Origin of the sequence: Stutzerimonas kunmingensis, from assembly GCF_021432085.1 — a bacterium.
Taxonomy (GTDB): Bacteria; Pseudomonadota; Gammaproteobacteria; order Pseudomonadales; family Pseudomonadaceae; genus Stutzerimonas.
In genome coordinates this window covers 4,098,730-4,121,232 of sequence record NZ_CP090366.1, presented here as the reverse complement: position 1 = coordinate 4,121,232, position 22,503 = coordinate 4,098,730, and the positions used below count along the sequence as shown (strand labels likewise).

The following is a 22,503-nucleotide window of genomic DNA, read 5'->3' as shown; positions in this document are numbered from 1 at the left end:
TAAGGTTTAACGGGACGACAGGTTCGCCAGAAAGGCGTTGATGGCCTGCCGTGAGTCCAGTCGTAGGTATCGGCAGGGTGGCGGTGCGTTACGCATTTCCTCGGCGTAGCGCTGCCGGTAAACCGGGTGGCGGGTCCACGACCAAGCCAGGATGGATTGGCGTGGGTTCAATTTGAATAGATTGCTCCAGCGCTCGCGGTTGCCATTCCACAACTCCTCACGGCAGGCCAGGCGTCGCAGGGTGCGCCAGATGACCTGGCGCATTACCTTGTGGCGTGGCAGATCCAGCCAGATCACCATGTCCGAGCGCTCTCGCACCAACGGGCGCACCGCCGAATAATTGCCTTCTGCGACCCAGCCGTCGCCCTGCAGCGCATCACGGGTCGCCTGCTGAAACTGCTCGGTGGGCAACGGCTGCCAGCCCGGTTGATGGAACAGGGCATCCAGCTCGATATGGCGATAACCGAGCTGCTGCGCCAGACGGCGCGACAGCATGGTCTTGCCGGCACCTGAACAGCCGACCACCGAAATACGGCGGCCAGACGTGATCATCTGGTCGTCAGCAGATTCTTGCCACGAGCCACCGCGGCGCGCACCTGGTTCGGCGCGGTGCCGCCGATATGGTCGCGGGCGTTGACCGAGCCTTCCAGGGTCAGCACGGCGAACACGTCGTCAGTGATCTGGTCGCTGAACTGGCGCAGCTCGTCGATGCTCATCTCGGCCAGGTCCTTGCCGGTCTGCACACCGTACTTCACCGCGTGGCCGACGATCTCGTGGCAGTCGCGGAAGGGCAGGCCCTTGCGCACCAGGTAATCGGCGAGATCCGTCGCGGTGGAGAAGCCGCGCAGCGCCGCTTCGCGCATGATTTCGCGCTTGGGTTTGATCGCCGGAACCATGTCGGCAAAGGCGCGCAGGCTGTCGCGCAGGGTGTCGGCGGCGTCGAACAGCGGTTCCTTGTCTTCCTGATTGTCCTTGTTGTAGGCCAGCGGCTGGCCCTTCATCAGCACCAGAAGGCCTGCCAGCGCACCAAATACGCGGCCGGTCTTGCCACGCACCAGCTCGGGTACGTCCGGGTTCTTCTTCTGCGGCATGATCGAGGAGCCGGTGCAGAAGCGATCTGGCAGGTCGATGAACTGGAACTGAGCGCTGGTCCAGAGCACCAGCTCTTCGGAGAAGCGCGACAGGTGCATCATCGCCACCGAGGCGGCGGCACAGAATTCGATGGCGAAATCGCGATCGGACACGCCATCCAGCGAGTTGCCGGAGATCGCTTCGAAACCCAGCAGTTCGCAGGTGATCTCCCGCTGGATCGGATAGGTGGTGCCGGCCAGCGCGGCCGAGCCGAGCGGCATGCGGTTGGTGCGCTTGCGGCAGTCGACCAGGCGCTCGTAGTCGCGGCTGAGCATCTCGAACCAGGCCAGCAGATGGTGGCCGAAGGTCACCGGCTGCGCGGTCTGCAGGTGGGTGAAGCCGGGCATGATGGTGTCCGCTTCGGCTTCCGCCAGACCCAGCAGGCCTTCTTGAAGACGGGTGATTTCGCCGAGGATCAGGTCGATTTCGTCACGCAGCCACAGGCGGATGTCGGTGGCGACCTGGTCGTTGCGCGAGCGGCCGGTGTGCAGCTTCTTGCCGGTCACTCCGATGCGGTCGGTCAGGCGTGCTTCGATGTTCATGTGCACGTCTTCCAGGTCGACGCGCCAGTCGAAGGTGCCGGCTTCGATTTCGCCCTGGATGTCTTTCAGATTGGCGATGATCTGGTCACGCTCATCGGCGTTCAGCACGCCGGCTTTTTCCAGCATCGTCGCATGGGCGATCGAACCCATGATGTCGTGGCGGTAGAGGCGCTTGTCGAACTCGACGGAGGCGGTGAATCGGGCGACGAAGGCGTCGACGGGCTCGCTGAAACGGCCGCCCCAGGACTGGTTGGTCTTGTCGGTGCTCATGTATGCGCTCGCTGAAATCCGAAGGCTGAGGAAAGGCGGCGATGATAACAGGGATGGTGCCGCTGTCGGGGACGTAGCCGCTACGGCGGCGAAGGGTGAGCTGGCTGGCAATTCCGGATTATTCCACTTGGCTGACCGGCACCCGGCTTGCCGTTGACCGGGTGTGCAAGGAAACTGCCGGGCAGGTAAACCACAGGCTGAAGCGCGTGAAATCCACTGCCGTATCCGATGACTTCTTCGTCCCCGAGCTGTGCCAGCCCGATGCCTTGCTTGGCCTGGTCCTGCTCGCCGAGTTGCTGGTGTTCGTGCTGGTGCTGGCCGAGCCGATGCAGCCTGGCTTTGACTGGATGCGGCTGGCGCTGACGTCGTTGTTCGTGCAGTGGATCGTGCTGCTCTCGGCCGGCACCATGTGTCTGCTGCGGCCCGTGTTGGCGCGTCTGCGCACTGCCTTCGCCGGGCTGGCCTGCTGCGCGCTGGTGGTCGGGCTGACCCTGACCTGCACCGCGGTGGCCGATATCTACCAGCTCGGCGGCCCGCTTTCGCGCGACGGGGAGGTCAATCTCTACCTGCGTCACGCGCTGATCAGCCTGATCATGTCCGGGCTGTTGCTACGCTATTTCTATCTGCAGAGCCAGTGGCGCCGCCAGGAGCAGGCCGAACTGCGGGCACGGATCGAGTCGCTGCAGGCGCGCATCCGTCCGCATTTCCTGTTCAACAGCCTCAATAGCATCGCCGCACTGGTGGCCAGCGATCCGGTCAAGGCCGAGCAGGCGGTGCTGGATCTGTCGGACCTGTTCCGTGCCAGCCTGGCGCGGCCTGGCACGTTGGTGGCCTGGAGCGAGGAGCTGGAGTTGTCGCGGCGCTACCTGTCGATCGAACAATATCGCCTGGGCGACCGTCTACAGATGGACTGGCAGGTCGCCGGCGTACCGGACGATCTGCCGATTCCGCAGCTGACGCTGCAACCGTTGCTGGAGAATGCGCTGGTGTATGGCATCCAGCCCCGTATCGAGGGAGGAGTGGTGAGCGTAACCGCCGATTATGTCGATGGCGTGTTTCAGTTGGTGGTCAGCAACCCCTTCGACGAAACCGCTCAAGCGCAGGCTTCACGCGGGACACGGCAGGGTCTGCAGAACATCGACGCACGATTAGCGGCACTTTTCGGTCCGCTAGCGAGTCTCAGCGTGGAGCGCCGTGAAGGCCGCCATTACACATGTCTACGCTATCCATGTGCGAGACAAACGCAGGAAGCCAGATCTATATGAATGTCCTGATTGTCGATGACGAACCTCTAGCCCGCGAGCGCCTCAGCCGACTGGTAGGTGACCTCGACGGCTATCGTGTCCTCGAGCCCGCTGCCAGCAATGGCGAAGAAGCACTGACGCTGATCGAGGAACTGCGCCCTGATGTCGTGCTGCTGGATATCCGCATGCCGGGGCTAGATGGCCTGCAGGTTGCAGCCAGGCTTTGCGAGACGGATGCGCCGCCTGCCGTGATCTTTTGTACTGCCCATGATGAGTTCGCGCTGGAGGCTTTCCAGGTCAGCGCGGTTGGCTATCTGGTCAAGCCAGTGCGCCCGGAACACCTCACCGAGGCCTTGAAGAAGGCGGAACGGCCGAACCGAGTGCAGCTCGCTGCGTTGACCCGGCCGGCAGCGGTTTCCGGTGCCGGGCCTCGCACCCACATCAGCGCGCGTACTCGCAAGGGCATCGAGCTGATTCCGCTGGACCACGTGATCTACTTCATCGCCGACCACAAGTACGTCACCCTGCGCCATATCGGTGGCGAGGTGCTGCTGGACGAGCCGTTGAAGTCTCTGGAAGACGAGTTCGGCGAGCGCTTTGTGCGTATTCACCGCAACGCGCTGGTGTTCCGTGATCGTATCGAGCGCCTGCAGCGCACGCCGCTCGGGCATTTCCAGCTGTTCCTCAAGGGGCTCGAGGGTGAGGCGCTGACGGTGAGCCGTCGCCATGTGGCCGGTGTGCGCAAGCTGATGCAGAACCTCTGAACCAGTACGGTTCGCTGCGTTGGAGGCCGTCAGCTCGTGCAGCTGGCGGGCGCTGGCGCGGTGGCGTGACACCACCTTTTACTTGATTCCGGCCAACCCAGGCTGGTTGTCCGGCCTGTTATCATCGCCGGCAATTCACTGTTCTGGAATTGCCCATGTCTCGCGAAATTCGCATCGCTACCCGCAAGAGTGCCCTGGCCCTGTGGCAGGCCGAATACGTCAAGTCGCGCCTGGAGGCGTCGCACCCAGGGCTGAAGGTCAGCCTGGTGCCGATGGTCAGCCGCGGCGACAAGCTGCTTGACGCGCCGCTGGCGAAGATCGGCGGCAAGGGCCTGTTCGTCAAGGAGCTGGAAACGGCGCTGATGGAGAACGAAGCGGACATCGCCGTGCACTCCATGAAGGACGTGCCGATGGAGTTTCCCGAAGGGCTGGGCCTGTACTGCATCTGCGAGCGCGAAGACCCGCGCGACGCCTTCGTCTCCAATCATTTCGACGACCTCGATGCGCTGCCGCCCGGCAGTGTGGTCGGCACCTCGTCGCTGCGCCGTCAGGCCCAGCTGCTGGCACGTCGGCCGGACCTGAAGATCCAGTTCCTGCGCGGCAACGTTAACACCCGACTGGCCAAGCTCGATGCTGGCGAGTACGACGCCATCATTCTCGCTGCCGCCGGGCTGATCCGCCTTGGCTTCGGTGAACGCATCCGCTCCAGCATCAGCGTCGACGAGAGCCTGCCGGCCGGCGGTCAGGGTGCGGTCGGCATCGAATGCCGTACCACCGACAGCGAACTGCATGCGCTGCTGGAATGCCTGAATCACGCGCCGACCGCGACTCGTGTCGTCGCCGAGCGCGCCTTGAACAAGCGCTTGAACGGCGGCTGCCAGGTGCCGATCGCCTGTTACGCGGTGCTCGAAGGCGAGCAGCTGTGGTTGCGCGGATTGGTCGGCCAGCCGGACGGCACCGTGCTGCTGCGCGCCGAGGGCCGTGCGCCCGCCGCAGATGCCGAGGCGCTGGGTGTGCAGGTTGCCGAAGCGCTGCTGGATCAGGGCGCGGAGCAGATTCTCCAGGCAGTCTACGGCGAGGCTGGTCACGCGTGACCGGCTGGCGTCTGCTGCTGACCCGGCCGGCCGAGGAGTGCGGCGCGGTTGCGGCGGTATTGGCTGAAGCCGGGATTCACGGTGCCAGCCTGCCGCTGCTGGCGATCGAACCCCTGCCGGAAACCGCCGAGCAGCGCGCGACGATTCTCGAGCTGGATCGCTACTGCGCGGTCATTGTGGTCAGCAAGCCGGCGGCCCGGCTGGGTATCGAGCTACTCGATCGCTATTGGCCGCAACCTCCGCTCGGCCCAGCCTGGTTCAGCGTCGGTGCCGCCACCGGCGCGATACTCGCCGACTACGGACTGGACGCCAGCTGGCCGGAGCGCGGCGACGACAGCGAGGCGCTGCTGGCGCTGCCGCGGCTCAGCGAGGCGTTGGCCCGACCCGATCCGAAGGTGCTGATCCTGCGTGGGGAGGGCGGCCGCGAGCTGCTCGCCGAGACATTGCGCGCGCGCGGGGTGCAGGTGGATATCCTCGAACTGTACCGGCGCTACCTGCCCTATTACCCCGCGGGAACGCTCGCCGCCACGCTCCGCTCGGAACGGCTCAACGGCCTGGTGGTCAGCAGTGGGCAGGGTTTGCTGTCGCTGCATGAGGTGGCGGCCGATACCTGGCCTGAATTGCTTGAGCTACCCTTGTTCGTACCCAGTCCGCGGGTAGCGGAGATGGCTCGGCAGTTGGGCGCCAAACGAATTGTGGATTGCCGCGGCGCCAGCGTCGCGGCCTTGCTGGCGGCGTTGCGGGAAACCGCGGTGACCGCCTCCTGAAGCAAAGGATGGAAACGTGAGCGAAGCAGATTCCAAGAAAGAACCGCTGCAACCCCCCGCCAGTGAGCCGACCCCCGCTGTTGATCCGGTCAAACCCGCCAAGCCTGCGCCATCCAGGCCGGCGTCCAGCGGTGGCGGGAAGTCTCTTGCGGCTCTGGCCTTGCTGGTCGGCCTGGGCGGTGTGGCGCTTGGCGGCTATGGCGTCTGGCAGCTGCAGCAGCTTGGCGCCGACGAGGATCGTCAGCTCGAAGCCCTGCAGAGTGCCGATGAGAAGACTCGCCAGCTGGCCGAGCGTGAGCGTGAGCTGGCGGCACGTCTGGGCCGGCTGGAGCAGCTGCCTTCGGCTAGCGAGCTGGAGGAGCGGCGGCGCTTGCTGGCGACATTGCAGAGCGATCAACAGCGCCTTTCCGGGCGTGTCGAGCAGGTGCTCGGTGCCAGTCGCGAAGAGTGGCGCCTGGCCGAGGCCGAACACCTGCTGCGCATGGCGATGCTGCAGCTCTCGGCCATGCAGGACGTGAACAGCGCCGAGATGCTGGTGCACGAAGCTGACCTGATTCTGCAGAAGCAGGACGACCCCGGTGCCTACAGCACGCGGCAGAAACTGCTGGAAGGGCTCGAAGCCCTGCGCAGCCTGCCGGAGCTCGATCGCACCGGGCTGTTTCTGCAGCTCGGCGCCTTGCGCGGGCAGACCGCTCAGCTCAGCGCGCTGGCACCGGAGTTCGTCAATGGCGAGGCGCAGTCGGAAAGCGCGCAGGACAGCCGCTGGCAGCGCTGGCTGAACGAGCTGACGCGCTATGTGCGTGTGGAGTTCGATGCCAGTGGCGACGTCAAGCCGCTGCTCGCCGGGCAGACCCTGGGGCAGGTGCGATTGGCCCTTTCGCTGGCCATCGAGCAGGCCCAGTGGGCGGTGCTCAATGGCAATGCCGAGGTCTACCGGCAGTCGCTGGAGCAGGCCAGCTCTGTGCTCAAGGATCACTTCAGCGAAGACAATGGCCAGGCGAGTGGCCTGCGCAAGCGTCTCGACGAGCTGTCACGGCGCGAGGTGGAGGTGACCCTGCCTGATCTCGCGCCAGCATTGCAGGCGCTGCAGGGCTACGTGCAGAAGCGTGAGCGCGGCGATGAGGCGCAAGCGCCGGAATCGTCTGAATCCTCAGATTCGCCGGCTCAGCCGGAGGCCGAGGATGAGGCGCAGGAGGCTCAGCGCACATGAAACGTCTGGCTCTTGTATTCATCCTTCTGCTGGCGATCGCGGGCTTTCTCGGCTGGGCAATCAGCCAGAGTGCCGGCTACGTGCTGATCACCTACGACCAGTTCCGCTACGAATCCAGCTTCTGGGTATTCCTCGCCCTGGTCGCCTGCCTCTGGCTGGTGGCCATGCTGGTGCACTGGTTACTCGGGCTGCTGCAGGTCTCCGGGGCGCTGGTCAACCCCTGGTCGCGCCGGCACCGCGCCCGGCGGGTGGAGAAGGCTTCTCGCCGTGGGTTGCGCGAGCTTGCCGAGGGGCAGTGGGCGCCGGCGCTGGGGCATCTGCAGCTGGCGGCAGAAAAGGATCAGCAGCCGCTGGTGCATTACCTGGGTGCTGCGCGCGCAGCCAATGAGCTGGGTGAATATGCGCAGAGCGACGAGCTGCTGCAAAAGGCGCGCGAGCGCGAGCCCGAGGCGGCGCTGGCGATCGGCCTGACGCAGGCGCAGCTGCAGATCGCCCGCGGCCAGTATGTCGAGGCGCGCGCATCGCTTGGTGAACTGCAAAACGACCATCCGCGTCACCCTTACGTTCTTACCTTGCTCCAGCAACTCTACGTGCAGCTGGAGGACTGGTCGGCGCTGTGCCGGTTGCTGCCGGAGCTGCGCAAGCACCGCGTGCTGCCCCAGGCACGCCTGAACGAGCTGGAAGTGCTGGCCTGGACTGCCGCGGTGGAGCAGGCCGGTCAGCCCTCCGAACTGCCTGCCGAGACCAGCCTCGAAGCGCTGAACCAGCGCTGGCAGACCGTGCCCAGCGCGCTGCGCAGCGAGCCGTTGGCGGTGCGTGCGTATGCGGATGGGCTCGCTCGTCTCGGCGCCCAGGTGAAGGCCGAAGAGGTGCTCTACACCGCGATCAAACGCCAGTTCGATGATCGCCTGGTCGAACGCTATGGAAGGGTGCAGGGTCGCGATCCGGCGCGCCAGCTCGCACACGCCGAAGGCTGGCTCAAGGATCATCCGCAGAACCCGGTGCTGCTGCTGGCGCTGGGGCGGATCAGCCTGCGCAACGAGCTGTGGGGCAAGGCGCGTGATTACCTGGAAGCGAGTCTGCGCTTCGATCATCGTCCGGAAACCTGTGCCGAGCTGGCGCGGCTGCTGGCTCAGCTGGGTGATACCGAAAGCAGCAATCGGCTATTCCAGCAGGGCGTGGTTCTGCTCGATCGCAATCTCCCGGCCACCTTGTGATCGGTTAGTCAGGTCCGCCATGTGGCGGGCCTGACGCTGCCGCGCGGCTTGTAAGCCTATCGACGTTTCCACTACCGTAGCGAACTTTTCCAGCTAGTGGAGCCATCATGCGCCTGGCCAGCCCTCGTTCCCTGTTCGCTCTCGCCTCTCTGGGCAGCGCCCTGCTGATCGCCATCGCGCTCTACATGGAGCACGTGATGGGGCTTGCGCCTTGCCCACTGTGTATTGTCCAGCGCATCTGCGTCATCGGTTTCGGCCTGATCTGCCTGGCCGCGGCGATTCACGGGCCGGCAAAGACGGGGCGGCGTGTCTACTCCGGCTTCGCCTTGCTCTTTGTGGCTGCCGGCGCGGCCACGGCGATTCGCCAGATCTGGTTGCAGAGCGTGCCTGCCGATCAGCTGCCGAGCTGCCTGCCGAGCCTGGAATACATGATGGAGGCGTTGCCGTTTCAGGAGATCGCGCGGCTGGTGCTGCACGGCACCGCCGAGTGCGCCGAGGTGAGCTGGACCATGCTCGGCCTGAGCATCCCCGAGTGGAGCCTGCTGGGCTTCATCGGCATGGCCATCGTCTGTGCGTGGCAACTGCTGCGTCGCGACTGAACCGATCTTTACCTTCCCCCGGCGAACTCCCGTCACGCTTGTGCGGTCTTCTTCTCGACGTGCGGCATCCACCCGGTGCCGCTGCGCTCGCAAGATTCGTCGGCATTTTGCTTGATGCTTCGAGCAGCGCGGCATAGTCTGCTCGTGCGGTGACGGATTCTTGCCACTCGTCACCGTCACTCACCCAAAGGCCGATACCGAAAGACAAAAACGTCTCGGAATGGCGTAAAGCAACATCGATTAGGGAAGTGAGGTCATCATGCTCGAGAGCTGTCGGAATGCCCAGGAACGCTGGGGTGGTGTACATCTGCTGATCGACCGTTGGTTGAACGAGCGCCACGCGCTTATCAATGCGTACGACGGGCTGCATACCGAGCGTGACGATGCCGCCGCTCGCCAGGCCCTGCAGCGGTTTTGCGAATATCTGGTCGACTACGTCTCTGCCGGCCACTTCGAAATCTATGAACAACTGCTCGCCGAGGCCGAAGCCTTCGGTGATGCTCGCGCCATCGAACTGGCCAAGCAGATCTATCCGCGTATCGAAACCATCACCCAGGTCTCGCTGGGCTTCAACGATCGTTGCGAGAAGGGCGATTGCCTGGGTAGCCCGGGCTTGGCCGATGAGCTCAAGAAACTCGGTCAGCTGTTGCATGAGCGGTTCGAGCTGGAAGACTGCCTGATCGAGGTGCTGCATACCGCGCACAAGCAGGCGGCTACTCCGGCCTGAGATCTTCCATCCGCTGCGGCGGGTGTGGCGCTTCGCGTCCCCTGGCGGCCACCTGGAGGGCCGTCTAGTATGGGGGCATCGTTCCCGCCAGGAGGCACTTTCATGCCCGCGAAGAAGAAGTCGGTCACCACTCCGCTGCATCTGCTGCAGCAGCTTTCCCACAGTCTCATCGAGCATCTGGACAAAGCCTGCAGCCAGGCGATCAAGGATGCCGAAAGTGCGCTCGCCAAGCTGCAAAAGCAGCGTGGCAAGGCGCAAGACAAATTGACCAAGGCGCGCGCCAAGCTCGACGAGGCCGGCAGCACGGGCAAGACCAAGGCGCAAACCAAAGCGCGTTCCCGACTCAGCGAGCTGGAAGAATCCCTTGCATTGCTGCAGAGCCGGCAGAGCGAAACCCTGACTTACTTGGCCGACCTCAAGCGCGATGCCGAGCAGAGCCTGAAGCTGGCTCAGGGCATCCGCAAGGTCGCAGATGACGCTGACAAGGCCTTGCGCGCCCAGCAGCAGGCGACGGCCGTCAAGCCCGCCGCAACCTCCCGTCCGGCAGCGCGCAAGCCGGCCAGCAAGGCCGCCTCGACTGCAGCCAGATCGGCAGCAACATCCGCCAAGGCTCCGACCACCAAGGCAGCGACAGCGCCGGCCGCTAAAACGCCAGCCAAGGCTCCAACGAAAGCACCGACCAAGACAGCAGCGAAGACATCGGCTGGTGGTGCCGCGGCCAAGCCTGCAGCCTCACGTCCTGCAACGGCCAAGGCACCGACTCGCGCCCGCTCGGCTACTGTGGCCAAACCCGCTGCGGCCGCGCAATCAGCTGACAGTGCAGTGCCCGCCGCGGCTGACTCAGCGGCCAAGCCTGCGACTGCGAAGCCCGCAGCCAAGGCCGTGGCGAAAAAGCCTGCCACTCGCAAACCTGCAGCCAAGCGCACCGCGACTCAGACACCGGCCAGCTCCAGCTGAGTCTGATAGGCCGCGTTGCGCAGGGTTTCCAGCGCAACGCGGCAACTACCTTTCGGCGCAAGAGCGCTCAACCACTGGTTGGCGTCAGTGCTTTCGTTCCATTCGCGGCTTGCCGTCTGTAGCCGTTCCAGCAGGCTGCGCTCGGCTTGCAGTTCCAGTGTCTTGAGTGTTTTGCGCAGTTCTCGCAGCGCTTCGTCCTGTTCAGCCGGCGAGCGCCATGCCTGACGCAGTTCGCGCAGCGGCTCCACCACTATGTGTCGCCAGGGTGCGGCAACCTCTTCCAGCACGCACAGACGTTCCTGATTGCAGGCCACCCCGCGTGCTTCCAGCCAGGCCGCGCAGGTCAGCACACAGACGTCCGCCCCCTGACTTTGCAGTTCCAGGCAGGCAGTCTCGACCCCCTCTCGTGCGTAGCAGTTGAGGGCAAACGTCCAGAGATCCAGGTTGGGCATAAGTGGTACGCCTTTTTTTGCGGGTGGCCCGGCTGGCTTTCCAGGCGAACTGATAAACTCGCCGGCATTATGATCCGACTCCAGAACCTCACTCTACAGCGTGGCCCTCAGCGTTTGCTGGAAGGCGCCGAGCTGACTCTGCACCCCGGCCAGAAGGCCGGCCTGATCGGCGCCAATGGCGCTGGCAAATCCACCCTCTTCGCGCTGCTGCGTGGCGAGCTGGTGCCCGACGGCGGCGATTGCCAGTTGCCGCCGGACTGGCGCATCGCGCACATGCGCCAGGAGATCGATACCCTCGATCGCCTGGCCGTGGACTATGTGCTCGATGGCGACGTCGAGCTAAGGCGCATTCAGCGCGAACTTGCCGCCGCCGAGCAGGCGCACGATGGCAACGCGCTGGCGCGTCTGCACACCGAGCTGGACAACGTCGACGGCTACAGCGCCGACGCCCGCGCGCGCAAGCTGCTCGCCGGGCTGGGCTTTGCCAACGAGCAGATGACGCTGCCGGTCAGCAGCTTTTCCGGTGGCTGGCGCATGCGTCTCAACCTCGCCCAGGCACTGATGTGCCCGTCCGACCTGTTGCTGCTGGATGAACCGACCAACCACCTCGATCTCGATGCGATCCTCTGGCTCGAGGACTGGCTCAAGGGCTACCCCGGCACCTTGCTGCTGATTTCCCACGACCGCGATTTCCTCGACTCGGTGGTCGATCACGTCATCCATCTGGAACAGCGCAAACTGACGCTCTACCGCGGCGGCTACTCGGCCTTCGAAAGAACTCGCGCCGAGCGTCTGGCGCAGCAGCAGCAAGCCTTCGAGAAGCAGCAGGCGCAGCGCGCCCACATGGAAAGCTATATCCGCCGCTTCAAGGCCCAGGCGACCAAGGCACGCCAGGCCCAGAGCCGGATCAAGGCGCTGGAGCGCCTCGAAGAACTGGCGCCGGCGCACGTGGATTCGCCGTTCGACTTCCGCTTCCGCGAGGCGGACAAGGTGTCCAGCCCCTTGCTGGACCTCGCCGAAGGGCGCCTCGGCTACGGCGAAAAGGTGGTGCTGGACAAGGTCAAGCTGCAGCTGGTGCCCGGCGCGCGCATTGGTTTGCTGGGGCCGAATGGTGCCGGCAAGTCAACGCTGATCAAGACACTCTCCGCTGAACTGGCCCCGCTGTCCGGCCGCCTGCAGCGCGGCGAGAACCTGGCGGTCGGCTATTTCGCCCAGCATCAGCTGGATTCGCTCGATCCCAAGGCCAGCCCCTTGCTGCACCTGCAGCGCATCGCTCCGGCCGAGCGCGAGCAGACGCTGCGTGATTTTCTCGGCGGCTTCGATTTCCGCGGCGCGCGCTGCGACGAGCCGGTGCTGAATTTTTCCGGCGGTGAGAAAGCGCGCCTGGCGCTAGCGCTGATCGCCTGGGGCAAGCCCAACCTGTTGCTGCTCGACGAACCGACCAACCACCTCGACCTGGAAATGCGCCTGGCGCTGACCCTGGCCCTGCAGGATTTCGAAGGTGCGGTGCTGGTCGTTTCCCACGACCGTCATCTGCTCAAGAGCACCACCGACGAGTTCCTGTTGGTCGCCGACGGCCAGGTGCAGAGCTTCGACGGGGATCTCGAAGACTATGCGCGCTGGCTGGTGGACTACCGGGCGCGTCAGCAGCCTGCGGCAGGCGGCGAGCCTGCGGCGGACAAGACCGACAAGCGCGCCCAGCGTCAGGCCGCCGCCGCTTTGCGCCAGCAGTTGGCGCCGCACAAGCGTCAGGCGGACAAGCTGGAGAAGGACCTGGCGACGGTGCACGAAAAATTGGCCGAGCTGGAAACGAACCTGGGTGACAGCGCGCTTTACGAAGTGGCACGCAAGGACGAGCTGCGCCAGCTGCTGGCCAAACAGGCCGAGCTGAAGGTTCGCGAAGGCGAGCTGGAGGAAGCCTGGCTGGAGGCGCTGGAAATACTCGAGAGCCTGCAGGCGCAACTGGAGGCCAGTGCATGAGCGAACCCTGGCTGACGTTGGTCGAAGAGTGGCGCTTGCAGTGGATGCTGGGTTTGCAGGTGCTGTTGATTCTGCTGGTCGCCTATGTGCTGCAAAGGGTGGTCGCTCGTGGATTGACTCGGCTGTCGTCGCGCTACCCGTTGCCGCCGGAACTGCTGATCCCGGTGCGCGGCGGCATCCGCTGGTTCATCATCGGCGGCGCGCTGATCATGGTACTGGAGCGCTTCGGCGTCTCTGCCACCGTGCTGTGGACAGCCATCTCCGGGTTCGTCGCGGTGGCGGCCATCGCCTTCTTCGCGATCTGGAGCGTGTTGTCCAACCTGCTCTGTGCGGTGCTGATCCTCACGGTCGGCCCGTTCCGGCTGGGCGATGTGGTGGAAATTGTCGAGGCTTTCGACAAGCCGATCGTCAAGGGCCGGGTCATCGACATCAATCTGGTCTACACCACCCTCGAAGAGGTGGCCGAAGCCGGCACCGGCGCCATCGTGCAGGTGCCCAACAGCCTGTTCTTCCAGAAGGCCGTACGCCGTTGGCGTGGCAGCGAAGTGCAACTCTATAACCGTAACCCCAACGAGTAAGAACCCTCATGGAATGGCTCAGCAACCCTGAGATATGGGTCGCCTTTCTGACCCTGACCGCCCTGGAAATCGTCCTCGGCATCGACAACATCATCTTCATTTCGATTCTGGTCAGCCGCCTGCCCAAGGAGCAGCAGCCGAAGGCGCGCTTCTTCGGCCTGGCGCTGGCCATGGGCACGCGGATCCTGCTGCTGCTATCCATCGCCTGGGTGATGCGCCTGACCAATGACTTGTTCACGGTGCTGGGCGAGGGCGTTTCCGGGCGCGATCTGATCCTGTTCTTCGGAGGCCTGTTCCTCCTGTTCAAGAGCACCATGGAGATCTGGCACAGCGTCGAAGGCGAGGAAGAGGAGCAGGCTGCGGGCGGCGCCGTGGTAAAGGCCGGGTTTATCGGGATCATCCTGCAGATCGCGGTGATCGACATCATCTTCTCGCTGGACTCGGTGATCACGGCGGTCGGTCTGGTGCAGAACGTCCCGGTGATGGTCGCGGCGATCGTCATCGCGGTGCTGGTGATGATGCTGGCTGCCGGTACCATCAGCGAGTTCATCGACAAGCACCCGACGCTGAAGATTCTGGCGCTGTCGTTCCTCATCGTCGTCGGTACGCTGCTCATCGCCGAAGCCTTCGATGTGCATGTACCGAAGGGCTACGTCTACTTCGCGATGGCTTTCTCGCTGGGCGTCGAGGCACTGAACATCCGCATGCGCAAGGCGATGAAGCGCAAGCTTAAAGAACCGGTCAAACTGGGCAAGGACATGCCAGACTGAACCGAAGCGCCGGCTGGACCGCCGGCGCTCGTTGAATGGAGGTAATCAGCATGTCCCTGGAAACCTGGCTCGCGTTCTTCGTTGCCTGTTGGGTGATCAGCCTGTCGCCAGGCGCCGGCGCCATCGCGTCGATGTCCTGCGGGCTGCAGTACGGCTTCTGGCGCGGCTACTGGAATGCCATCGGCCTGCAGCTGGCGTTGGTCCTGCAGATCGCCGTGGTCGCGGCCGGCGTCGGTGCGGTGCTGGCCACCTCGGAGCTGGCGTTCAGCCTGATCAAGTGGTTCGGTGTCGGCTATCTGCTCTGGCTGGCCTGGAAGCAATGGCAGGCACAGCCCGAGGCGCTGGATGATTCCGCCGCCCCGCGACCCATCGGCAGGCCGCTGAGCCTGATGCTGCGCGGGTTTGTGGTCAACGCCAGCAACCCCAAGGCAATCGTTTTCATCCTCGCCGTACTGCCGCAGTTTCTCGACCCGCAGCGGCCGTTGCTGCTGCAATACAGCGAGATGGCCGCGACCATGGTGGTGGTCGACCTGATCGTCATGGCCGGCTACACCGGGCTGGCGGCGAAAGTGCTGCGGCTGTTGCGCACGCCGCGTCAGCAGCGCCTGGTCAACCGCAGTTTCGCCGCAATGTTCGCCGGCGCGGCGGCGCTGCTGGCGACCGTAAGGCGCGCGGTGGCATGAGCGAGGCAACCGCCATGCGCGTGTGGATCGATGCCGATGCCTGCCCGCGCGCAGCCAAGGACCAGGTGATCAAGTTCGCCCTTAAACGGCGGTTCGAGGTGCTGCTGGTTGCCGGCCAGAGCCAGGTCAAGCCGGCGTTCGCCTGCGTGCGGCTGATCGTGGTGCCGAGCGGGCCGGATGCAGCCGATGACTATCTGGTCGAACATGCCGAGCCCGGTGATCTGGTGATCTGCAGCGACGTTCCGCTGGCCGATCGACTGGTGAAGAAGGGCGTCGCGGCGCTCGACCCGCGCGGTCGCGAGTTCGATGAGCGCAACATGGGCGAGCGGCTGGCGGTGCGCAACCTGTTCACCGATCTACGCGATCAGGGCCAGATGGGCGGCGGCCAGGGGGCCTACAGCGAGCGCGACCGCCAGGCTTTCGCCAATTCCCTGGATCGCCTGCTCACGCGATTGTCGCGCCCGCAGTGAGCGGCCGCCGCGCGGCCAACCAGTCGCGCAGTGCCGACAATGGCAGCGGGCGGCTGTAGTAGTAGCCCTGGATGTAATCGCAGCCGTTTTCGCGCAGGTAGGCCAGCTGTACCTCCTCCTCGACGCCTTCGGCCACCACCTTGAGACCGAGTTTATGCGCCATGGCGATGATCGCCGCGGTGATGGCGCGGTCATTGGCCTGCTCGGCGATTTCCTGAACGAAGGCGCGGTCGACCTTGAGGGTGTCCACCGGCAGCTTGCGCAGGTAGGCCAGCGAGGAATAGCCGCTGCCGAAATCATCGATGGACACCTTCACCCCGAGCTCACGGACGGCATCGAGGGTGCGCACCGCCGCGCCAAGGCTGTTCATCAGCGCATTCTCGGTGACTTCCACGGTCAGCCGCGCCGGGTCGAGACCGGTACGTTCGAGAATGCGCGCGACGACCTCCGGCATCTGCGGATTGGACAGGTTGAGCGCTGAGCAATTGACCGCTACCCGCAGGTCGTAGCCCTCATCGAGCAAGGCGACCAGGTCGGCACAGGCGCGGCGCGCGACCCAGGCGTCCAGCTCGGCGACGAAACCGTGTTGCTCGGCCAGTCCGACGAAGCGCTCGGGGCTGATGAAACCCTGCTGCGGATGCTGCCAGCGCACCAGCGCCTCGAGGCTCACCGGCTCGCCGCTGCGGCCATCGACGATGGGCTGATAGTTCACGCTGAGGAGGTTTTCGTTCAGTGCCCGGCGCAGGTCCTGTTCCAGCGACAGATCCTCCTGGGCGCGCAGTTCCAGCGCGGGGTTGAAGCGCAAGCTGCGGTTGCGGCCGCTGGCCTTGCACTGGCCGACCGCGAGGCCGGCGTGGCGGAACAGCGCATCGAAGTTCAGGCCGTCTTCGGGGTACTGGCTGATGCCGATGCTGGCGGTCAGGCGCAGCTGGGTGTCGCCGAGGGTGAAGGGCGGACGCAGCTGTTCGAGGATGTGGTTGGCCAGCGCCTGGGCCTGCTCCCACTGGCCGAGGGTCAAGACGCAGAACTCGTCGCCGGAGAAGCGCGCCAGCATGTCGTGCTGACCGAGTACCGCGCGGATTCGATGCGCCGCCTGTTGCAATGCCAGGTCGCCGCTGCGGTGGCCGAGGCTGTCGTTGATGCGCTTGAAGTTGTCCAGATCCACCACCAGCACGGCCAGCGCCTGACGTTCCTCGCGCGCGGCCAGGACCTGGGTGACCATCTCGGTGAAGGCGCGACCGTTGAACAGGTTGGTCAGCGGGTCGTAATGGGTCATCGCGTTGAGCTGGTGCTCGGCCTGGTCGAGTGCCTGGCGTTGCTCGCTGAAGCGCTGCTCGGCCCAGCTGGCGGCGATGCCGGTGACGATCACCAGCAGCGCGACCAGACCGATTGCCGAGGCGAGGACGGCATGCTGGCCGCCATGACTGCCGAACGGGGCGGTGTGCTCCAGCATGTGGGCGGGGACTGCCAGGGTCAGCGCATGCATGCCGGTGTAGTGCATCGAAACGATCGCCGCGCCCATCAACAGGCTGCAGAGCAGGCGCTGCCAGTGCTGGTGCCGGCTCTGGCTGGCGCGGAAGTGATATCCCAGCACCAGCGCGGCGATCGAGGCGCCGATGGCGATCAGAACAGAGGCAGCGAAGGCCAGCGGTGCGTAGTAGAGCGTCGCCAGCGAGCGTATCGCCGCCATCCCGGTGTAGTGCATGGCGGCGATGCCGATGCCGGCGGCCGTGCCGGCCAGCGCGTACTGCGGCACGCTGAGGCGATCGCGGCCGAGCAGACGCATCACCACATAAGACACGGCCATGGCGATCAGCAGCGAAAGCAGGGTGATGCGATGGTCGTAGCTGATGTCCAGTGGCGCGCTGAAGGCCAGCATGCCGATGAAGTGCATCGACCAGATGCCGCCACCCAGAGCGAACGCGCCGACCCAACGCCACAAGTCGCGGCCGCGCGGGCTGCCGCTGCGGCTGACCCGCTTGGCCAGCGCCAGTGCGGTGAACGCCGCCGCGCTGGCGACGAGGTAGGAGAGAACGACCAGCAGAGGGTCGTGACTGTGGCCGAGCAGGGCAATCTGGTCGGCGGGAAGGTCGGAAAACAGAAGTCTGGACACGCGGCGGCACTCGAACAGTCGGGCGTCCTGCCTCGTGAGAATAGTGGCGCATGGCCATCTGCGGCAGAGTGTACGAGAGGTCGCCCTGGCCGCCAATCTCCTATCGGCTGATCAACCGCAAAGATAAGTGCCGGTGCCCACGGCGATCAGGGTGCCCAGTTCGTTGTGCAGCTCAGAACGCACCACTGCGACCTTGTTGCCCGAGCGCAGCAGCATCGCGCTGGCACTGAAGCGGGTGCCTCGGCCTGGGCGCAGGTAGTCGATGCGCAGATCGATGGTTCCCAGCCGGGAAAGCCGTGCGGCGCGCTCCTGGGTGGTCAAATGGCGATGCTTGTCGAAGGCGCCGAGCATTGCCATCGCCCCGCCGGCCACGTCCAGCAGCGAGGCGATGACCCCGCCATGCAAGATGCCGTGGACGAAGTTGCCGACCAGCTCCGGCTTCATCGGCAGGTGCATGACGACCTGGGAGGTCGATACCTCGTCCAGCTCGATGCCCAGCGCCTGGTTGAAGGGGATGCGTTCGAACATCTGGCGTACCGCCTGGGCCTGCTCGGCGAGCAGGGCGTCGTCGTGGTTCATGGTCGGCGTTCCTGTGGATGAGCGATCAAGCTGCCCGAGGATGTTCGCGCTGAACAGAGTGGCGGCACGAGCAGCCGCGGCTTTGGCGGCTTTCGCGCAAAAAAATCCCGGGCGGACCCGGGATCATTTGGCGGCGTTCGGATCAGTCTTCGGTGGTCATTTCCAGTACCCGGTCGACCAGCTTGTAGATGCCCGAAGCGGCTTCGCTGATGGATTGCGCCAGCATGTACGCCGGTGTGGTGACCAGTCGATGCTGCTTGTCCACGACGATGTCGCTGACTTCGCACGCCTGATGCTCGGCGCCCATCTGCGCGACCGCCTTGGCGGCATCGGCCTCGTCACTGCCAAGGGTACAGACCACGCCGGCGCCGAAGATCTGCGCGGCCATGGTCGGCGCGATGCACATCATCCCGACCGGCTTGCGTGCCTCGGCAAAGGCCTGCGCGAGCGCCACGACATCCGGCAGTGCCTTGCTGCTGGCGCCTTCGGTAGCGAAATTGGAGAGGTTCTTCGCGGCGCCGAAACCGCCGGGGATGATCAGCGCGTCGAAATCCTCGGCGCGCGCCTCGCGCAGATCCTTGATCTCGCCGCGGGCCAGGCGAGCGGACTCGGTCAGCACGTTGCGCGACTCCGGCATCTCGTCGCCGGTCAGGTGATTGATCACGTGCATCTGCGGGATGTTCGGTGCGAAGCACTGCACCTTGACGCCACGCTGGTCCAGGCGCAGCAGGGTGATGACGCTTTCGTAGATCTCCGAGCCGTCGTAGACGCCACAGCCGGAGAGGATCACGGCGACTTTCTTGTTCATGGTGGTACTCCTGGTCAAGTTCAGCGGCCCTGCGTCGGGCACGGCGGATGCGTTCGATGCTAATACCTGGGACGGTTCCAGGTAAGCCCCACACGTTCCGTTGGATTCGCGCGATGCGCCGGTGTTCATTGCCGCAGGTCTGGCGCGGCAGTTTGCGCCTGATCAAAGCACTGGCAGTCGCCGGCATGGCTGGCGACAATGGGCGCGGTTTCGGAGGCTCGACGGCCTGGCGTTGTCATCATTTCGTCATGTGTCGGGCCTATAAACGTCATATTCGCCCGTTCTGCGGGCCAGGAGTCCGTCGTGAGTTTCGTTCCTGCCAGCCGGCTGTTCCCCGCTACTCGTCTGCGTCGCAATCGTCGTGACGATTTTTCCCGCCGTCTGGTGCGCGAAAATGTGCTGACCGTCGATGACCTGATCCTGCCGGTGTTCGTGCTCGACGGCGAGAACCGCCGCGAGCCGGTGCCGTCGATGCCGGGAGTGGAGCGCCTGTCCATCGACCTGCTGCTCAAGGAGGCCGAAGAGCTGGTGGCGCTGGGCATTCCGGCGCTGGCGCTGTTTCCGGTGACACCGCTGGAGAAGAAGTCCCTCGATGCGGCCGAAGCCTGGAACCCGGAGGGCATCGCCCAGCGCGCCACTCGCGCCTTGCGCGCGCGTTTCCCGGAGCTGGGGATCATCACCGACGTAGCTCTCGATCCTTTCACCACGCACGGCCAGGACGGCATTCTCGACGACAACGGATACGTGCAGAACGATGTCACTGTCGACGCGCTGGTCCGCCAGGCGCTGTCCCACGCCGAAGCCGGCGCTCAGGTGGTCGCGCCGTCGGACATGATGGATGGTCGTATCCAGGCGATTCGCGAGGCGCTGGAAGTGGCCGAACACCACAACGTGCGCATCATGGCCTACTCGGCGAAATACGCCAGCGCCTACTACGGCCCGTTCCGAGATGCGGTGGGCTCTGCCGCCAACCTCGGCAAGAGCAACAAGAATACCTATCAGATGGACCCGGCCAACGGTGACGAGGCGCTGCACGAAGTGGGCGCCGACCTGGCCGAAGGCGCGGACATGGTGATGGTCAAGCCCGGTCTGCCCTACCTGGATATCGTCTGGCGGGTCAAAGATGCCTTCAAGGCGCCGACCTTCGTCTATCAGGTCAGCGGCGAGTACGCCATGCACATGGCTGCCATCCAGAATGGCTGGCTGAGCGAGGCCGTCATCCTTGAGTCTTTGGTCGGCTTCAAGCGTGCCGGGGCCGATGGCATCCTGACTTACTTCGCCAAACAGGCGGCACGACAATTAAAACGGGGCCAGTGAGCCCTTTCGAGGCAAAGCGATGATCAATCAGGGACTCAGCGAAAAGGATCTGCAGGACGCCGTGGTCGGCGAGGTGCTGGAACAGACGTTGCCCGAGGTGGTGTCTGCGCCACTGGAAGTCGTCGAGGAGACGCCGGTCGCGCTGGTGACCAACCTGGACGACAGTGCGCTGTACATCCATCGCGAGCTTTCGCAGCTTCAGTTCAACGTCCGCGTGCTCGAGCAGGCGCTGGATGAGTCCTATCCGCTGCTGGAGCGGCTGAAGTTCCTGCTGATCTTCTCCAGCAACCTAGATGAGTTCTTCGAGATTCGCGTCGCCGGACTGAAGAAGCGCGTCACCTTCGCCCGCGAACAGGCGGGCGCCGACGGCCTGCAGCCGCATCAGGCGCTGGCGCGCATCTCCGAGCTGGTCCACGAACAGGTCGACCGCCAGTACGCGATCCTCAATGACGTGCTTCTGCCGGCGCTGGCCGAGCATCAGATCCGCTTCATTCGCCGCAGGCACTGGACGGCCAAACTCAAGACCTGGGTGCGCCGCTATTTCCGCGACGAGATTGCGCCGATCGTCACGCCGATCGGTCTCGATCCGACCCATCCGTTCCCGCTGCTGGTGAACAAGAGCCTGAACTTCATCGTCGAGCTGGAAGGCGTCGATGCCTTCGGCCGCGATTCCGGTCTGGCGATCATTCCGGCGCCACGCCTGCTGCCGCGGGTGATCCGCGTGCCGGAGTCAGTCGGCGGCGCCGGCGACAACTTCGTCTTCCTCTCCTCGATGATCCATGCCCATGCCGACGACCTGTTCCACGGCATGCGGGTCAAGGGCTGCTACCAGTTCCGCCTCACCCGTAACGCCGACCTTTCGGTTGACACCGAGGACGTCGAGGACCTGGCACGCGCGCTGCGAGGCGAGCTGATCTCGCGTCGTTATGGCGATGCCGTGCGCCTGGAAGTGGCCGATACCTGCCCGCAGCACCTCGCCGATTTTCTGCTCAAGCAGTTCAGTCTGGGCGAGGGCGAAATGTACCGGGTCAACGGCCCCGTCAACCTGACCCGTCTGTTCAGCATCACCGGGCTGGACAGCCACCCGGAGCTGCAATACAGCCCGTTCACGCCATCGATTCCGAAGCTGCTGCAGAACAGCGACAAGATCTTCAGCGTGATCAACAAGCAGGACATCCTGCTGCTGCACCCGTTCGAGTCCTTCACGCCGGTGGTCGATCTGCTGCGTGAAGCTGCGAAGGACCCGTGCGTGCTGGCGATCAAGCAGACGCTGTATCGCTCGGGTGCCAATTCGGAGATCGTCGATGCGCTGGTCGATGCGGCGCGCAGCGGCAAGGAAGTTACCGCGGTGATCGAACTGCGCGCCCGCTTCGACGAGGAATCCAACCTGCAGCTCGCCAGCCGCCTGCAGCAGGCCGGCGCGGTGGTGATCTATGGCGTGGTCGGCTACAAGACCCACGCCAAGATGATGCTGATCCTGCGTCGCGAAAATGGCGAGCTGTGCCGTTACGCGCATCTGGGCACCGGCAACTACCACGCGGCCAACGCCCGGCTGTATACCGACTACAGCCTGCTGACGTCGGATGATGCCCTGTGTGAGGACGTCTCCAAGCTGTTCAGTCAGTTGATCGGCATGGGCAAGACCATGCGCATGAAGAAGCTGCTGCACGCGCCATTTACCCTGAAGAAGACGCTGTTCGACCTGATCGCGCAGGAAACCCAGCACGCGGCCGAGGGGCGGCCCGCGCATATCATTCTGAAGATCAATGCGCTGACCGACCCGAAGATGATCAAGGCGCTGTACAAGGCGAGCCAGACCGGCGTGCGCGTCGATCTCATCGTGCGTGGCATGTGCTGCCTGCGGCCGGGCATCGCCGGTGTCTCGCACAACATCCATGTGCGCTCGATCATCGGCCGGTTCCTTGAGCACAGTCGGGTGTTCTACTTCCAGAATGACGGTGACGAGAAGCTCTACCTGTCCAGTGCCGACTGGATGGAGCGCAACCTCGATCGTCGGGTGGAAACCTGTTTCCCGGTGGAAGGCAAGAAACTGGTGATGCGGGTTAAGAAGGAGCTGGAAGGCTTCCTCAGCGACAACACCCAGAGCTGGATTCTGCAGCCTGACGGCAGCTACCTGCGCAACAGCCCCACCGGTAATCAGAATGCGCGCAACATACAGAGTACGTTGCTGGAGCGTCTCACCGGGCCGCAGGTCGGCGTGCGCTGAGTCA

General features: G+C 64.6%; 22 protein-coding genes. 16 read left to right on the top strand and 6 right to left on the bottom strand.

From position 1 onward, the window contains the following. Positions 1 to 6: 6 nt before the first annotated feature. The gene (locus tag LW136_RS19640; RefSeq protein ID WP_234173760.1) at positions 7 to 552 is read right to left on the bottom strand and encodes an AAA family ATPase; all 546 of its coding nucleotides are present in this window, start codon (positions 550 to 552) and stop codon (positions 7 to 9) included. Further along, positions 549 to 1,943, bottom strand: coding sequence for an argininosuccinate lyase (gene argH / locus LW136_RS19635; RefSeq protein WP_234173757.1), 1,395 nt, complete (start codon positions 1,941 to 1,943; stop codon positions 549 to 551). The genes LW136_RS19640 and argH overlap by 4 nt, the downstream gene beginning before the upstream one ends. Before the next feature lie 206 nt (positions 1,944 to 2,149). Between argH and LW136_RS19630 the strand changes: the two genes are divergently transcribed. The 9 genes from LW136_RS19630 to LW136_RS19590 all read left to right on the top strand — a co-directional run bounded on the left by LW136_RS19630 (position 2,150) and on the right by LW136_RS19590 (position 10,522). Continuing rightward, complete coding sequence (locus LW136_RS19630; protein ID WP_234175288.1) at positions 2,150 to 3,208, top strand: sensor histidine kinase; 1,059 nt, start codon at positions 2,150 to 2,152, stop codon at positions 3,206 to 3,208. After that, positions 3,205 to 3,951 carry a LytR/AlgR family response regulator transcription factor gene (locus LW136_RS19625; RefSeq protein WP_014821750.1) on the top strand — a complete coding sequence of 249 codons (747 nt, stop codon included), beginning with the start codon at positions 3,205 to 3,207 and terminating at the stop codon, positions 3,949 to 3,951. The genes LW136_RS19630 and LW136_RS19625 overlap by 4 nt, the downstream gene beginning before the upstream one ends. Positions 3,952 to 4,106: 155 nt before the next feature. Beyond that, entirely contained in the window at positions 4,107 to 5,045 is a 939-nt protein-coding gene (hemC, locus tag LW136_RS19620) for a hydroxymethylbilane synthase (protein WP_234173755.1), read from the top strand. Continuing rightward, positions 5,042 to 5,812 carry a uroporphyrinogen-III synthase gene (locus LW136_RS19615; protein WP_234173752.1) on the top strand — a complete coding sequence of 257 codons (771 nt, stop codon included), beginning with the start codon at positions 5,042 to 5,044 and terminating at the stop codon, positions 5,810 to 5,812. Before hemC ends, LW136_RS19615 begins: the two co-directional genes overlap by 4 nt. Positions 5,813 to 5,828: 16 nt before the next feature. Continuing rightward, positions 5,829 to 7,022: a uroporphyrinogen-III C-methyltransferase gene (locus LW136_RS19610; protein ID WP_234173751.1), complete on the top strand. Its 1,194-nt coding sequence runs from the start codon at positions 5,829 to 5,831 to the stop codon at positions 7,020 to 7,022. Then, the gene (locus LW136_RS19605) at positions 7,019 to 8,239 is read left to right on the top strand and encodes a heme biosynthesis HemY N-terminal domain-containing protein (protein ID WP_234173750.1); all 1,221 of its coding nucleotides are present in this window, start codon (positions 7,019 to 7,021) and stop codon (positions 8,237 to 8,239) included. Before LW136_RS19610 ends, LW136_RS19605 begins: the two co-directional genes overlap by 4 nt. Positions 8,240 to 8,346: 107 nt before the next feature. Continuing rightward, on the top strand, positions 8,347 to 8,838 hold the full coding sequence (locus LW136_RS19600) for a disulfide bond formation protein B (protein WP_014821745.1): 492 nt from the start codon (positions 8,347 to 8,349) through the stop codon (positions 8,836 to 8,838). Between the two features lie 259 nt (positions 8,839 to 9,097). Next, the gene (gene rsd, locus LW136_RS19595) at positions 9,098 to 9,565 is read left to right on the top strand and encodes a sigma D regulator (RefSeq protein WP_234173748.1); all 468 of its coding nucleotides are present in this window, start codon (positions 9,098 to 9,100) and stop codon (positions 9,563 to 9,565) included. A gap of 102 nt (positions 9,566 to 9,667) precedes the next feature. Continuing rightward, a complete protein-coding gene (locus tag LW136_RS19590; protein WP_234173740.1) occupies positions 9,668 to 10,522 on the top strand; it encodes an AlgP family protein in 855 nt (284 codons plus the stop codon). Here the strand turns inward: LW136_RS19590 and LW136_RS19585 are convergent. Then, positions 10,498 to 10,974 (bottom strand): TIGR02444 family protein, encoded by a 477-nt coding sequence (locus LW136_RS19585; RefSeq protein ID WP_234173738.1) that lies wholly within the window; start codon positions 10,972 to 10,974, stop codon positions 10,498 to 10,500. The genes LW136_RS19590 and LW136_RS19585 overlap by 25 nt on opposite strands. A 69-nt stretch (positions 10,975 to 11,043) precedes the next feature. On the opposite strand from LW136_RS19585, the gene LW136_RS19580 reads away from it, so the two are divergent. The 5 genes from LW136_RS19580 to LW136_RS19560 are packed head-to-tail and all read left to right on the top strand — an operon-like array spanning position 11,044 to position 15,455. Further along, on the top strand, positions 11,044 to 12,954 hold the full coding sequence (locus tag LW136_RS19580) for an ATP-binding cassette domain-containing protein (protein ID WP_234173733.1): 1,911 nt from the start codon (positions 11,044 to 11,046) through the stop codon (positions 12,952 to 12,954). Continuing rightward, positions 12,951 to 13,532 carry a mechanosensitive ion channel domain-containing protein gene (locus tag LW136_RS19575; protein WP_044315182.1) on the top strand — a complete coding sequence of 194 codons (582 nt, stop codon included), beginning with the start codon at positions 12,951 to 12,953 and terminating at the stop codon, positions 13,530 to 13,532. The genes LW136_RS19580 and LW136_RS19575 overlap by 4 nt, the downstream gene beginning before the upstream one ends. 8 nt (positions 13,533 to 13,540) lie before the next feature. Next, positions 13,541 to 14,302 (top strand): TerC family protein, encoded by a 762-nt coding sequence (locus LW136_RS19570; protein WP_101276080.1) that lies wholly within the window; start codon positions 13,541 to 13,543, stop codon positions 14,300 to 14,302. A gap of 50 nt (positions 14,303 to 14,352) precedes the next feature. Further along, entirely contained in the window at positions 14,353 to 14,985 is a 633-nt protein-coding gene (locus tag LW136_RS19565) for a LysE family transporter (RefSeq protein WP_102832903.1), read from the top strand. 14 nt (positions 14,986 to 14,999) lie between these two features. Then, a complete protein-coding gene (locus LW136_RS19560; protein WP_003301085.1) occupies positions 15,000 to 15,455 on the top strand; it encodes a YaiI/YqxD family protein in 456 nt (151 codons plus the stop codon). Here LW136_RS19560 and LW136_RS19555 read toward each other — a convergent pair. From LW136_RS19555 to elbB, 3 genes are all read right to left on the bottom strand, one after another. Further along, entirely contained in the window at positions 15,430 to 17,568 is a 2,139-nt protein-coding gene (locus LW136_RS19555) for a putative bifunctional diguanylate cyclase/phosphodiesterase (protein ID WP_234173732.1), read from the bottom strand. The two genes, LW136_RS19560 and LW136_RS19555, sit on opposite strands and share 26 nt — an antisense overlap. A gap of 111 nt (positions 17,569 to 17,679) precedes the next feature. After that, positions 17,680 to 18,147, bottom strand: a complete 468-nt coding sequence (locus LW136_RS19550) for a thioesterase family protein (protein ID WP_003301083.1) — start codon at positions 18,145 to 18,147, stop codon at positions 17,680 to 17,682. A gap of 142 nt (positions 18,148 to 18,289) precedes the next feature. After that, positions 18,290 to 18,955, bottom strand: a complete 666-nt coding sequence (gene elbB / locus LW136_RS19545; RefSeq protein ID WP_003301082.1) for an isoprenoid biosynthesis glyoxalase ElbB — start codon at positions 18,953 to 18,955, stop codon at positions 18,290 to 18,292. Positions 18,956 to 19,258: 303 nt separating this feature from the next. On the opposite strand from elbB, the gene hemB reads away from it, so the two are divergent. Both hemB and ppk1 read left to right on the top strand, forming a co-directional pair. Further along, positions 19,259 to 20,272, top strand: a complete 1,014-nt coding sequence (gene hemB, locus LW136_RS19540) for a porphobilinogen synthase (protein ID WP_234173730.1) — start codon at positions 19,259 to 19,261, stop codon at positions 20,270 to 20,272. Between the two features lie 19 nt (positions 20,273 to 20,291). Beyond that, on the top strand, positions 20,292 to 22,499 hold the full coding sequence (gene ppk1, locus LW136_RS19535) for a polyphosphate kinase 1 (RefSeq protein WP_234173727.1): 2,208 nt from the start codon (positions 20,292 to 20,294) through the stop codon (positions 22,497 to 22,499). The last annotated feature ends 4 nt before the right edge of the window (positions 22,500 to 22,503 follow it).